Consider the following 14,543-nt stretch of genomic DNA (forward strand, 5'->3'; position numbering starts at 1 on the left):
GGTTGCAAGATGAAACTAGAATAAATTTGCTTAAAAATAATTGAAAAAAACAAGATTACAGCTTTTGGAGTCAAACCAATAGGTAAAGTGAAATGGAATTTTCTCATGTTATTATTTATATGGACAGTTACCCCACAAACCTGATAAATACTATACATCAATAAATATCTAAGCCAAGACCTCAAACTTGCTGATTTAGCTGCATTGCTAGGCATGAGTAAATTTTAATTTAGTCATCTGTTCAAAGAAGCGATCGGCAGGGTTCCTGATAAATATCTGCTGCAACAGCGGATATTGATAGGCCAAAGCAGTTGTTAAAACAAAAAGAGCGATCGATTATGGAAATTGCCTGATTGGTGAGACTTCAATAGCCACAGCCATTTGAGCAAACAGTTTCGGCGCCATCTGGGTATGACTTCTGCAGCTTATAGAACTCTTTTTTAGCTGGCGGGTTCAAACTACCAACTAATAATAAGCGGCAATCCAGGTCGAAAATCTACCTTTTGTCCCTGCACTTCTCCATCAAAACCAAGCTCCACAAAATACTCGGTTCCTATCCGTAACTTTATTTGATTTGTCTCAAGCACTGCTTGAAGTTCAGGTGACGGATTATTGGCAGCAGGACTGACTAATTCTACACGAGTAATTTCGCGGAAACCCACACCATGATCCAAAGGCTGTGACTTATGAGCAGAGTATCGATCTGGACGTTTACCAAAGGAAATTTGGAAAAGCATCGGCTCAGTCAAAACATCACTATTTGTTCCCACTGCGATACTCATCGTTTCAGATAAATAAGGTGGACGATATGCCCAACTTGAAAATGCAACTGTGTCCTCAGAACCTTGGGCTGGACGCAAACAGATGCCAAATGGACACGCACCATTATTCCGATTTGTCGAGCGTTCCCAAAGACGAGTCTGATGAATTGGCTCAGACTGCGCCTCTTCTGGATCGTGAATCCATAACAATTCCAACATTGCGTTATGGAAAAAGAAACAGCGATTGGCTGTACCTTGTCCGCGATGAATGCGAGATGAACCCTCAACTAAACCGAAGGATGATAAATGATTAGCTTCCGAAGCACCAATATCAGTAAGGATGAAAAGATGGTCAAATTCAAATGTCATAGCATTGTTCAGAGAATCGATCGCTAGCTCAAGTAATTTTAATCCCCTGTGATTGCTTTTTTTGCGATCGCCACGCTTATACTGCACAGCGTACTGTACCAAAGTCCCAAACCTCTACTGAGTCAATCTTTCCCAATCTAAAATCTAAAATCTAAAATCTAAAATCGCGCAATCGATAGTCCCAAACCTCTACTGAGTCAATCTTTCCCAATCTAAAATCTAAAATCTAAAATCTAAAATCGCGCAATCGATCGCCCAAAATTCCCAAGCTTCAAGTTACAACCAGATTGAGGAACCATCCGCCCGCATCCAGCAGTCTCAACATCCAGTTACCGGCAATTCTGCTAGAGTCAGGTCATCATCCGGTGCATCTTGTAGAGACGCGATTCGCAGCCTCTGCCCCGAAAGCAGTAAAATCTCATCACATTGTTACCTGCCACCCGATCGGCAGTAACTTAAAAATTAAGGTAGTTTGAAAATAATCGCCCAAAGTTGAAAGAAGCCTTGACATCTGACCTACACTCTCTAACTTAGACCCTCTAGCTGCGCTGCCATCCATATTTAAAAGATGCCATGTCAACCTTAGTCATCGTCGAATCTCCCACAAAAGCCCGTACCATCCGCAACTTCCTGCCCTCCACCTACCGTGTAGAGGCATCGATGGGCCATGTCCGCGACCTACCATCCTCCGCCGAAGAAATACCAGAAGCCGTTAAAGGAGAAAAATGGGCGCAACTCGGCGTAAACGTGGAGGCAGACTTTGAACCCCTCTACGTCATCCCGAAAGATAAAAAGAAAATTGTTAAAGAACTCAAAGACGCCCTCAAAGACGCCACAGAACTGATTCTAGCCACTGACGAAGACCGGGAAGGCGAAAGCATTTCCTGGCATTTGCTGCAAATCCTCAAACCCAAAGTTCCGATCAAGCGGATGGTGTTTCACGAAATCACCCGCGAAGCTATCCGCGACGCCTTAACTCACTGCCGGGATATCGACAATCGAGTTGTACAAGCCCAAGAAACTCGCCGAATTCTCGATCGACTCGTCGGTTACACACTCTCTCCGCTACTGTGGAAAAAAATCGCTTGGGGTTTGTCCGCCGGTAGAGTGCAGTCAGTCGCTGTACGCCTGTTGGTGCGTCGGGAACGGGAACGCCGCGCCTTCCGCCAAGGTAGCTACTGGGATTTGAAAGCCCTTTTGGAAAAGGGCAAAATTTCCTTTGATGCCAAACTCGTGACAGTCGGCAAGGTGAAAGTTGCAAACGGCAGCGATTTTGATGAAAATACCGGGCAAATTATCTCCGGCCGCCGCGTACTTTTGCTGAACGAAGAACAGGCGCGGGCTTTACTCTCACGCATTCAAAACAAACCTTGGACTGTCACAAATCTCGAAGAACGGCCAGTCACCCGCAAACCCTCGCCACCGTTTACGACCTCGACTTTGCAGCAAGAAGCTAACCGCAAGCTGCGGCTGGGTGCGCGGGAAACGATGCGCATTGCCCAAAGTCTCTACGAACGCGGTTTTATCACCTATATGCGGACGGATTCGGTGCATTTATCCGAACAGGCGATCGCAGCGGCGCGCAGTTGCGTGCAAGAACTTTACGGCAGCGAATACCTCAGCCCCCAACCGCGCAAATACACCACCAAAAGCAAAGGCGCGCAGGAAGCCCACGAAGCTATCCGTCCCGCAGGCAGCACTTTTCGGACTCCGCAGCAAACTGGATTGGATGGCATTGATTTCCGCCTCTACGATTTGATTTGGAAGCGGACTGTGGCTTCTCAAATGGCCGATTCCCGCCAAACTCACGTCACTGTATTAACTCAGGTAGAAGATGCCGGTTTCCGTTCCAGCGGCAAACGCATTGATTTTCCAGGCTTTTTGCGGGCCTACGTGGAAGGTTCCGACGATCCGAATGCGGCGTTGGAAGACCAAGAGGTGATTTTGCCGGCGCTGAAGGTGGGGGATAAACCTAATTGTCAGGATTTAGAGGCAGTTGGTCACGAAACTCAACCTCCCGCCCGCTATACGGAAGCTTCTCTGGTCAAAATGCTCGAAAGCGAAGGGGTGGGCCGTCCGAGTACCTACGCGAGTATTATCGGTACAATTGTCGATCGGGGATATGCCAAATTAATAGCTAACGCCCTAATTCCGACATTCACCGCTTTCGCCGTCACGACTTTATTGGAAACACATTTTCCCGATTTAGTAGACACCGGTTTTACTTCCAGAATGGAACAAACCCTCGATGAAATTGCCACCGGCGAGGCGAAATGGCTGCCGTATTTGCAAAAGTTTTATACAGGGGAAACCGGACTCGCAACCCAAGTCAAAGAACAGGAAAGCCAGATTGACGCGAAAGTTGCCCGAACTGTGGTATTGGAGAATATTTCTGCTAAAGTCTGCATCGGCAAATTCGGCGCATACCTGGAATCTGAAAGCGAAGAAGGCCTGGTAAAAGCATCGATTCCCCAAGATTTGACGCCGGCAGATTTAGACCCGGAACAAGTGGAGTTTCTGTTAAAGCAAAAAACCGAAGGCCCGGAAAAATTGGGTCTTCACCCGGAAACTGGGGAACCGATTTATGTGCTTATTGGCAGTTATGGGCCATACGTTCAGTTAGGGGAAGTTTCGGAAACGAACAAGAAACCGAAGCGGGCTTCTTTACCGAAGGGGACGGATAAGGATAGCGTGACGCTGGATATGGCGGTGAGTTTGTTGACTTTACCCCGCTTGTTGGGCACTCACCCGGAGACGGGGGCGAAGGTGCAAGCTAATTTGGGGATGTACGGGCCTTATGTGGTGCACGACCAGGGTAAGCTGGGGAAAGATTATCGATCGATCAAACCGCCGGATGATGTTTTGACGATCGAGCTCGATCGGGCATTGGAAATGTTAGCGCAACCAAAAGCCGTTCGGGGCAGCAGCAAAACAGCCACACCTTTGAAGGAATTGGGCGCGCATCCAGAATCGGGAGAACCCCTCAATGTTTACGATGGCCGCTATGGCCCTTACGTGAAACACGGCGATATCAATGCTTCTTTGTCGAAGGATGAATCTGTGGAGAATTTTACCTTACAAAGAGCACTGGAATTGTTAGCAACCAAGGAAGCAGCGGGAGGCGGTAAATCTAGCAGCAAGTCGAAGAAGTCTACTAAGACTGCGGCGGCGAAGTCCGAGACTGCAACTGAGAAGACTGCGGCGAAGAAAACCACTGCTAAAAAGACGACGACTGGGGCGAAGAAAACCACGACTAAGAAGGCGGCGACTGCCACAACAGCCAAGAAAACAACTAAGTAAAATTAGTTGAGTTTTCCCTCATCCCAAAAACTCGGTTTATTCAAAAAACCGGGTTTTTTTATTTATCAAATACTAGACAACATGACAAAAATAGGTTTGTAGTAAGGAGTTTAGTCCTGACAATTTTCTTCTCTTAGGTATTTGTCATCAGCGTCTGCGGGCTTCGCCCGCCCCTATTTTTTTGAGACATATCAACTCAAACTCTTCTCAAGCCTACCTTTTCAGCTTACTTGTCACCCATCGGCAAAATCATCCTATTTACTTATTGACAATTGCTCTTCTCTGTTAAATTGTCAGGGAACGAACATATAAGGTTAAAAATTGTATCATAAGCAACAGAAAGTACCCAATGTTTTATGTAGCGCTCTACAATTGAGAAAAGAAACAAGATTAAGAGGCGCGATCGTAATGGGTATCAATGAAAACTTAGACTGGGAAGAAGCATTTGAGTACCGAGCGGGCTTGACAGTCGAGTTGAAGTCCCAGCCAGGGGTTTTGCATACGATCGCTTACTATGAAGTAATGATGGTACCGCCCATCTGGTTAGAAAATGACCCGCGTCCCCGCTATCCTCACGAACTCCAAGTCGTTTCGCAGCAACCTACTGTTAGTTGCCGGATTTCAGAGTGCCCGGTTTTAGTCGCGTCCTAAGTTTTTTCAGCGGGAAATATCGGCGATGCCATCTAGCAAGCAATCAAACCGATGCAGTGATTTTCGGATTGAGATTGCTGTAGTTTACTTTGCGGCGATCGGCTAAGTAGTCGTAGGGTGCGCCGCCATGAACAACCCCTAACTTGCATATCGACAATCTCACAGATCCGCACCTGTGCCATCGAGAGCCGAGGTAAACAAACCCAACACTTATTGTCTAGCCAAACTTTGTAAAAATGGTATTATTTTAGGGTTTCGGTAATTCCTTTCCCTATCAATAACCGCACGTTGGTCTAAAATCTCCTCAGCGACCAGAAAGGCGATATGGGCGATCGACTTTCACGAAAAAACTGCGGTAATCCAAAAGTATATTGGTACAAATGGTAGAAATCCATCTTGATATTAATGAGAGTTATTTGAGGTTTTTCCTAGGGTGACTAATTCGCTTGATTAACACAAAAGTGACAACTTTAACCAGAAAAGTTAAATTGGTATGTTAAGATGACACAAGCCCTTACCATACTTGATTTCAATTATGGCTGAAAAATTAATAGTTAGAAACTTTGCTGGCATCAAGGATTTGGAGATTGAAATCAAACGAATAAATATACTTATTGGTCCTCAAGCTAGTGGTAAAAGCGTTTGCGCTAAACTTCTATTTTATTTTAAAAACTTTGTATGGGAAATTTTATCGGTTGTAAATAATGAGCAGACAAAACGTAATCTAGATTCAAACTATTCCAAGACTTTTGAGGAATATTTTCCTCCTGATAGTTGGGGAAAACAAGATTTTTTCATCAGGTATGAAATTTGCAATGTTTTTATAGAAGTTAGTAGAAAACAGGATACCAAAGGTAGAATTTCCCTCAGCTATTCAGATTTTTTCAAGAAACAATTGGCAGACCTACGCAATTTACTCAAAAAAGCAAGAGAGGAAAGCTCTGAAATAACTTTGAGTAATAATATTATTAATAGTTCATTGTTTGGCCATAAATTTTTAAAAGATCACTTAGTAGAAAGTTTAGGCAGATCCATTGGTCGAGAGGCCGCCTTCAATCAGCTTTTTATTCCTGCTGGCCGCTCATTTTTCGCTAATCTTCAGAGCAATATTTTTTCTTTTCTTTCAAGCAATAATACCTTAGATCCATTTCTAAGATCCTTTGGCTCAACATACGAAACGATAAAAAAATTGCGTATAAAATATAATATTTACCTTGAACATAAATATACAAAAGATATACTAGAGGAAATAAACAGGCTAATAGAGCAGTCTTTATGTGGTAAGCATATACAGGAAAAAGGCAAAGATTTTCTGGAGGTGGCAGATGGAAGACGTATTAGTATTGCGAACTCATCTTCCGGTCAACAGGAAACATTACCTCTGACAATTATCCTAGCTGCACTACCTTTTATAGCTTCCCCTCCAGTCGGTCAGACAGTGTATATTGAGGAGCCGGAAGCGCATTTATTTCCAAGCGCACAGCGTAATATTGTCGAGTTGATCGCTACAGTCTTTAATTCTCGCAAAGAGCAACTTCAATTCTTCATAACTACCCATAGTCCTTATGTCCTGACAGCACTTAATAATCTGCTCCAGGCTGGGCTTCTTTATGAAGAATCCAGCGAAGATATACAACATCAACTAGAAAAGATTGTATCTAGATACAAATCATTAGATGTTTCCGATCTCTCAGCCTATGTTTTGAGCGATGGAAAATGCAATAGTATTGTGTGTCCTGATACTGGGTTGATTGATGCGCGAGTGATTGATTCTGTTTCTGATGAACTAGCTATTGAATTCGATCAACTTCTCAACTTAGTTTGAATCGTATATGAAAAGTCTTCCAGAGTGTGAGGAACATAGATCCGACACCAAGATTGTCTTGCAGGAGAACAAAAGTAAAATAACGTTCCTCAACCCGAATAAAGACGAAATATTAATAATTAAGGTTGATGGCTGCGTTATTAGTGACAATGAGACTTTGCGTTGCGACTACGCACTCATTCCTTCTGATGCAGTAGAAATATATGTAGAGTTGAAAGGAAGCGATATTGCACAGGCGGTTAAACAAATAGAATCAACTATTAAATTAATTTCGGAAAATCCCCAAAAGATTAAGAAGCTATGTTTTGTCGTGTCTACACGTGTGCCAAAACAAACAACAAGCATACAACAGCTACAAAGTCTGTTTAAGAAAAAATTTAATGCGAGTTTCCGAATCAAGAATATTCAAGATGAGTATGATTTAAGTACGTCTACAAGCTAAACTAACGAGAACTTTGATATGACCAACATACAAAACTTTAGCAGAAAAGGAGTCAGCGGACGATCGCCCTGCCTCAACTAAATTTGAGTTCGTATTTATTATTAATTCTGACATCTACCTTAAGAAATATCTTTTCGGGACTTCCACAACACATCCCACCACTCCCAACATATACTACGGATCAGTGGGCAGTGCACACCCTACAAAAAATTTTGTGTAAATCCTATTTTATATTGCTTAATTCCTCGATCCCCCTAATTGGTCGCCTTTATTCGAGCAGAACTGTGCGATGTTTAGCCAGAAATTAACATTGATTTAAACTTTTAGGTAGGCATAAACGAGCTAGAATTCTATAGTTTCCGTGGAAGACATCGAGTTTAAATACAAAATGTCACAGATAAAAAATTAATATCGATCGCACTTTACAAAATAACCAAAACTCAGGAGGCAATCGCTGATGATGCTAGGAACAACCGAGATCCCGCAATTAAAGCCGCTTTCCGACTCAGAACTACACAAAATGAACGCCTACTGGCGGGCGGCAAACTACCTATCCGTCGGACAAATCTATCTCCTCGACAATCCCCTACTCAAAGAACCCCTTAAAATCGAACACGTCAAACCCAGACTCCTCGGACATTGGGGCACGACTCCAGGCCTCAACTTCATCTACGTTCACCTCAACCGCATCATCAAAGCCCAAGACCTCAACACCATCTACATCGCAGGCCCCGGACACGGCGGGCCGGGCTTGGTCGCCAACACCTATCTCGAAGGAACTTACAGCGAATATTACTCGAACATTTCCCAAGATGAAGAGGGTATCAAGCGGCTGTTCAAACAGTTCTCCTTTCCCGGCGGTATCCCCAGCCACGTCGCCCCGGAAACCCCCGGTTCGATTCACGAAGGCGGCGAACTCGGCTACGCCCTGGTGCACGCTTACGGGGCGGCCTTCGATAACCCCGATTTGATTGTGGCGGCCGTTGTCGGCGACGGGGAGGCGGAAACCGGCCCGCTAGCTGCTAGCTGGCACTCTAACAAGTTTCTCAACCCGGTTCGCGACGGGGCCGTGTTGCCGATTTTGCACTTGAACGGCTACAAAATTGCCAATCCGACGCTGTTGGCCCGCATTCCGCGCGAGGAATTGGAAAGTTTGATGGTCGGTTACGGCTACAAACCTTATTGGGTGGAAGGTTCAGACCCGGAAACCGTGCACCAGTTGATGGCTGCAACTCTCGATACAGTCATTGGCGAAATTAAGGCGATTCAGGAAAAAGCCCGGACGGAGGGCTATTCGGGTCGTCCCCAGTGGCCGATGATTGTGATGAAAACTCCCAAAGGCTGGACGGGGCCGAAGGAAGTTGACGGTAAGAAAACTGAGGATTATTGGCGATCGCACCAAGTCCCACTTTCGGAAATGGCTTCTAAGCCGGGACACGTCCAACTCCTGGAAGATTGGATGAAAAGCTATAAGCCGGAAGAACTCTTCGACGAAAAGGGCAAGTTAATTCCCGAATTGGCGGAACTCGCACCCAAGGGCGATCGGCGGATGGGGGCAAATCCCCACGCTAACGGCGGCCTGCTGCTGCGAGACTTGAAAATGCCGGAATTTGAAGACTTTGCCGTTGACGTGCAAAAACCGGGCACTGTAATGGCCGAAGCCACCCGCGTCACTGGTCGTTTCCTGCGAGAGGTGATGAAAATCAATCAGGAAAACGCCAATTTCCGCATTGTCGGGCCTGACGAGACAGCCTCAAACCGCCTCGATCCGGTGTTTGAAGTGACGAACCGGGTGTGGGCGGCGGACATTCTGCCCGAAGACGACCACATCTCCCCCGACGGCCGCGTGATGGAAGTCCTCAGCGAACATATGTGTCAGGGATGGCTGGAAGGCTATTTGCTGACGGGACGCCACGGCTTTTTCTCTTGTTACGAGGCGTTTATTCACATCATTGATTCAATGTTCAACCAACACGCCAAGTGGTTGAAAACTACTAACGACATTCCTTGGCGCCGACCGATCGCCTCTCTGAATTACTTACTAACTTCTCACGTTTGGCGGCAAGACCACAACGGTTTTTCTCACCAAGATCCGGGTTTTATCGACCACGTAATTAACAAGAAAGCGGAAGTGGTGCGGATTTATTTGCCGCCGGATGCGAACACTTTGCTGTCAGTAACGGATCACTGTCTCCGCAGCCGCCACTATGTCAACGTGATTATTGCAGGGAAGCAGCCGGCATTGCAATATTTGGATATGGATGCTGCGATTAAACACTGTACCGCCGGCATCGGTATTTGGGAGTGGGCCAGCAACGATAAAGGCGGCGAACCGGATGTGGTGATGGCTTGCGCGGGTGATGTTCCGACGCTGGAAACTTTGGCTGCTGTTGACATTCTCCGCCGAGATTATCCCAATTTAAAAGTGCGGGTGGTGAATGTGGTGGATTTGATGACACTTCAGCCCTCTAGCGAACATCCTCACGGTTTGTCTGACAAGGAGTTTGATAGTTTGTTCACGAAAGATAAGCCGGTGATTTTTGCTTTTCACGGCTATCCTTGGCTGATTCACCGATTGGCTTACCGCCGGACAAATCACCCGAATATTCACGTTCGGGGTTACAAGGAAGAGGGAACGACTACGACGCCGTTTGATATGGTGGTGATGAACGATCTCGATCGATTCCACTTGGTTGCAGATGTACTCGATCGCGTTCCGAAACTGAGTTCTGTAGCAGCTTACGGCAAACAAGCTATCCGTGACAAGCTGATCGAGCACACGCAGTATATCACCAAGCACGGCGATGATATGCCGGAAATCCGCGACTGGAAGTGGCCGCACGCAGGCCCGGTTTCGCCGGAAGCGCCGAAGGAAACGACTGATCCGGGGGCGACTGCAGAACAAACCGTGCGATCGGGTGCACCGGGCTAGCGATATTCTGGGTAGGGACACGGCAATGCCGTGTCCGGCACAGGATCGTGGATTAGGACACGGGATTGCCTTGTCCCTACGAGATTCCATTTGTTTGAGAATAAATCTGCCGTAATTCAGAATTTAGATATCCAAAACAGTAATGCTTAAAGAAATAGAAATTCAAAATTTTAGATGCTTTGAGCAAATCAAAATTTCTGGTTTTGAAAGAGTAAATTTAATCGGCGGTAAAAATAATGCTGGCAAAACAGCCTTGCTAGAAGCAATTTTTCTCAATGTTGCTCCAAACGCTAGCAGTCTAGCAATCCTAAGAGAGCTTAGAAGAGAGCCATTAGAAGCCATAGAATATATGGCTAATAGAACCTGGGATAACTTATTCTATGCACTAAAAAAAGATAGATTTATAGTAATTGTTGGCAAACAAGAAAATCATACTATTAGAGTAGAAATTAATTCGTTAAAATCTAGTTTAATTTTTAAATCCAGCCACCAAGAAGACCTATCTAGTTGGTCATCAACCAAGGTTCCTGCCGGATATTTAAGGAATTTTCGCATTTCTATGGATCAAGTACCAATCATTCCCTCCTGGATCAGGATTTCGGGAAAAGAACTCACACAAGCATACGATAACGCGCGTTTGGATGACAAAGATAGCGAAGTTTTGAAAGCTTTTCAAATTCTTGACCCTACAATCGAATCAGTAGAGAGTTTTTCGATTGGGGAACCCACGCTCTACTTGAGAAGGAAAGGCGAAAAGCGTTTGCCTTTATCATTGTTTGGAGATGCCATTAACAGAGTTGCAGAAATAATCCTTAAACTGGTAAACAGCGAACACAAAATAGTGCTAATTGATGAGATAGAAAATGGCATACACCATACAAGTCAGCGGGAGTTTTGGAGAGTGTTATTTCGGTTGGCGGTTGAACTGGATACGCAGATTTTTGCTACAACGCACAGTTTAGAGATGCTTCAAGCATTTGCTGATGTGGGTTTAGAAAAAAATCAGGAATCCAGCAGCGCATATTTTGAACTAGCAAGGACACTCAAAACAAATCAAATAATCGGAAGTCGGCTCGATTTGGAAACTTTGAATTACGCACTAGAGCATCAAGAAGGAGTGAGAGGTGAGTAATATTGTCATAGTAGAAAGTAAAAATGATAAATTTTTCATGCAGGCAATGGTTGAGAAACTCAACTGTGATATCCAGGTAGAAAAACCTATTTATATAGATGATTATGAACCTTTGGAAGGCTTGAGCGAAACAGAGTTAATCAAAGCTTTAAAAAATTTAATAAGAAAGATTGACCGAAAAGATATCGAAAAGATTGGAATTATTATCGATATTGATAATTTTTCAGAGCAAGAACGGCTGAAATTTGTAGATAGATGTATAGAACCAGTGTTTAAAGCTGAAAGCTTGTCAAGCACTAAACAATTTATCGATATTTGTACAGATCATGGAACAAATGCAAAATTGGCTTGTTACTTTACAAATGTTGGAGGTAAAGGCGAACTGGAAACGCTTTTAAAGGCAATAAAGGCTAGAGAATCTCCTCATGCTGATTGTTTGGATAGGTGGAGAAGTTGCATAAAAGAAAAGGAGGGAAAGGAAATTAAGCAGAAAGATTTTGATAAATTTTGGATTAACAACTATATTAGGTATGATACTTGCTCAAAGCAGGATCAGAAACAAGCTGGCAGAAAATGCAGTATGTCTGAGTTTGAGTATGTTATGGAACACAAAAAAGATATTTGGAATTGGGATCATCCTGCTCTCAATGATTTGAAAGAGTTTTTTAAACTCTTTTGCTAACAGAGTAAAATTCACACACAATTAACTCATGAGCTTAAAAATCTACTTTGTACGACACGGTGAAACGACTTACAGCAAGACTGGCAGTTTCTGCGGCCATATAGATCCAGAATTAACGCCCGTAGGTTCTCAAATGGCAGAACAGTTTGGCGCCGCTTACGCAAAATTGCCTTGGAATGCTGTTTATGTCAGTCCGATGAAACGCACAATTGCTACTGCAAAACCTTTGTGTGATGCTGTGGGAATTGAAATGCAGCTTCACGACGGACTGAGGGAAATTAACTACGGTGAGTGGGAGGGCAAAACAGTAGAAGCGGTCAAAAAAGAATACGAAGAAGATTATATTAATTGGCTGACTGAACCTGCTTGGAATGCACCGAATGGCGGCGAGACTTCCGTGGAAATTGCTAGCCGATCGTCTTTAGTTATCGCAGAAATTCAGGAAAAGTACAAGAGCGGTAATGTTTTGGTTGTCTCGCACAAAGCAACTATTAGAATTATTCTGTGCAGTTTGTTGGGGATTGATTTGGGACGTTATCGCTATCGAATTGCCGCTTTAGCAGCTTCTGTGAGTATTGTCAAGTTTGATGTTCGCGGGCCGCTGCTGGAGGTTTTGGGCGATCGATCGTACATGGATGAAACCCTCCGCAATTTACCCGGTACTTGAAATTGGGGGTAAGGTGCGCGTACTGCGCACCCTAGAGTCTGAAACTAAATCGCACCGAGGTAAGACAATCCTAAAATCGTACCCGTTCCTAGAATATGACCGAAGCAGAGACTTCCCACAAGTGCACCCAAACTCAAGCCGCCGACCAAATTCGATGAGGGGGCGGCTGGGCCTGTGTGAGGATTTTGGATGGTTGATTTGCCGAAAGCAATGGCTGCAATATTGCAAATAATCATAATTAAACCGATCTCGGGGCTCCACTCTACGGTTCTGGCGACAGTGGCAAGTAAAATTGGTGTAAACATCGATCGTCGGCTCCTTAAACTTTAGTAAATGAAAATCTGCATAGAAGATATATCAAAAAAATGCAACTGTTAGCTACAGATTGCATTAACAGTTAATTTTTCGACATTTTTCTTAATAATTTTCCCAGGATCTCAAGATTTTTTAGTCCCCCTCTGCTGGGACGAAAGTTTGACAAAACGCGATTTCGATCGCCTAGCGATCGAAAGAATGAATCAACAGGACATAATAAAGCATGAAAATACTGGTGTTAAATGCGGGTTCTAGCAGTCAAAAGAGCTGTCTTTACGAGTTAAACGATGTCCTGCCCGATCGACCTTTGCAACCCCTCTGGGAGGCTCAAATAGACTGGACTCACCAGCAGGGTATAGCAGAGTTAAAAGTCAAAACAGCAAAGGGCGATCGGCTTGAAGAGGAGTTTACCTCAGACTCTCGCAAAGCTGCTATTTCTCGAATGCTGGAGACTCTTTGGCGGGGAAAAACTCAAATTATTAATGATTTAAAGGAGATTGATATTGTCGGCCACCGCGTCGTACACGGCGGGCAAGACTATCAGCAAAGTACGTTAATTTCGCCGGATGTTAAAGAGGCGATCGCCCGTTTATCTCTGTTTGCCCCCGTACACAATCCCGCCAACCTCGAAGGCATCGAAGCCCTTGAAAAAATCCTCCCAAATGTGCCGCAAGTAGCAGTATTTGATACAGCTTTTCACGCGCAATTGCCGCCCGCTGCGTTTGTTTATCCCGGCCCCTACGAATGGCTGGAAAACGGGATTCGCCGCTACGGTTTTCACGGCATTAGCCATCAATATTGCGCTCGCAGGGCTGCTCAGCTTCTGAACCGTGATTTGACAGATTTGCGACTGATTAGCTGTCATTTGGGCAACGGATGTTCTCTGGCGGCGATTCGGGGGGGCGTGAGTGTTGACACGACGATGGGATTTACGCCTGTGGAAGGTTTGATGATGGGGAGTCGATCGGGTTCGATCGATCCTGGGATTATAATTCATTTGTTAAGGCGATCGGATTTAACTTCTGAAAAATTAGATAATATTCTCAATCGTAATTCTGGTTTAAAAGGGATTTCTGGGGTATCTAGCGATATGCGGCAGATTGGAGATGCGATCGCCCAAGGTAATGAAAGAGCTCAACTTGCTTTGGATATTTACATTCACCGTTTGCGCGCCGGAATTGGGGCGATGCTGGCGAGTTTGGGAGGGTTGGATGCTTTGATTTTTACGGCGGGAGTTGGGGAAAATTCGCCTGTGGTGCGGGGTGCGGCTTGCGAAGCTTTTGGATTTATCGGGTTAAAATTGGATGGGGAGAAGAATCAACACTCGCCAGTTGATGAAGATATTGCGACAGTGGATTCAGCCGCGAGAGTTTTGGTAATTCACACGCAGGAAGACTGGGAAATTGCGCGAGAATGCTGGAAACTTTACTCGCATTTGTAATAATTCGATCCCCCATACCCCCTTTA

At 44.8% G+C, this 14,543-nt stretch carries 11 protein-coding genes; 9 read left to right on the forward strand and 2 right to left on the reverse strand.

Translation table 11 applies throughout. From position 1 onward, the window contains the following. Window positions 1–458: 458 nt before the first annotated feature. Window positions 459–1,232, reverse strand: a complete 774-nt coding sequence (locus E5S67_RS04945) for a VOC family protein (RefSeq protein WP_246276628.1) — start codon at window positions 1,230–1,232, stop codon at window positions 459–461. 471 nt (window positions 1,233–1,703) lie between these two features. On the opposite strand from E5S67_RS04945, the gene topA reads away from it, so the two are divergent. From topA to E5S67_RS04985, 8 genes are all read left to right on the forward strand, one after another. Continuing rightward, a complete protein-coding gene (gene topA, locus E5S67_RS04950; RefSeq protein WP_172185954.1) occupies window positions 1,704–4,430 on the forward strand; it encodes a type I DNA topoisomerase in 2,727 nt (908 codons plus the stop codon). Between the two features lie 408 nt (window positions 4,431–4,838). Next, window positions 4,839–5,081 (forward strand): hypothetical protein, encoded by a 243-nt coding sequence (locus E5S67_RS04955; RefSeq protein ID WP_172185978.1) that lies wholly within the window; start codon window positions 4,839–4,841, stop codon window positions 5,079–5,081. A 535-nt stretch (window positions 5,082–5,616) separates the two neighbouring features. After that, window positions 5,617–6,906: an AAA family ATPase gene (locus tag E5S67_RS04960; protein WP_172185955.1), complete on the forward strand. Its 1,290-nt coding sequence runs from the start codon at window positions 5,617–5,619 to the stop codon at window positions 6,904–6,906. Window positions 6,907–6,913: 7 nt separating this feature from the next. Next, window positions 6,914–7,348: a hypothetical protein gene (locus E5S67_RS04965; protein ID WP_172185956.1), complete on the forward strand. Its 435-nt coding sequence runs from the start codon at window positions 6,914–6,916 to the stop codon at window positions 7,346–7,348. 457 nt (window positions 7,349–7,805) lie between these two features. Next, complete coding sequence (locus tag E5S67_RS04970) at window positions 7,806–10,280, forward strand: phosphoketolase family protein (protein ID WP_172185957.1); 2,475 nt, start codon at window positions 7,806–7,808, stop codon at window positions 10,278–10,280. A gap of 142 nt (window positions 10,281–10,422) precedes the next feature. Next, on the forward strand, window positions 10,423–11,412 hold the full coding sequence (locus E5S67_RS04975) for an AAA family ATPase (RefSeq protein ID WP_172185958.1): 990 nt from the start codon (window positions 10,423–10,425) through the stop codon (window positions 11,410–11,412). Continuing rightward, entirely contained in the window at window positions 11,405–12,094 is a 690-nt protein-coding gene (locus tag E5S67_RS04980) for a DUF3226 domain-containing protein (protein WP_172185959.1), read from the forward strand. The genes E5S67_RS04975 and E5S67_RS04980 overlap by 8 nt, the downstream gene beginning before the upstream one ends. A gap of 28 nt (window positions 12,095–12,122) precedes the next feature. After that, on the forward strand, window positions 12,123–12,761 hold the full coding sequence (locus tag E5S67_RS04985; protein WP_172185960.1) for a histidine phosphatase family protein: 639 nt from the start codon (window positions 12,123–12,125) through the stop codon (window positions 12,759–12,761). 44 nt (window positions 12,762–12,805) lie between these two features. Here E5S67_RS04985 and psaK read toward each other — a convergent pair whose 3' ends face one another. Next, on the reverse strand, window positions 12,806–13,066 hold the full coding sequence (gene psaK, locus E5S67_RS04990; RefSeq protein WP_172185961.1) for a photosystem I reaction center subunit PsaK: 261 nt from the start codon (window positions 13,064–13,066) through the stop codon (window positions 12,806–12,808). Between the two features lie 233 nt (window positions 13,067–13,299). Here psaK and E5S67_RS04995 point away from each other — a divergent pair, with 233 nt between their 5' ends. After that, window positions 13,300–14,517 carry an acetate kinase gene (locus tag E5S67_RS04995; RefSeq protein ID WP_172185962.1) on the forward strand — a complete coding sequence of 406 codons (1,218 nt, stop codon included), beginning with the start codon at window positions 13,300–13,302 and terminating at the stop codon, window positions 14,515–14,517. Window positions 14,518–14,543: the final 26 nt, after the last annotated feature.

Source organism: Microcoleus asticus IPMA8 (assembly GCF_013179805.1).
Taxonomy (GTDB): domain Bacteria; phylum Cyanobacteriota; class Cyanobacteriia; order Cyanobacteriales; family Microcoleaceae; genus Microcoleus; species Microcoleus asticus.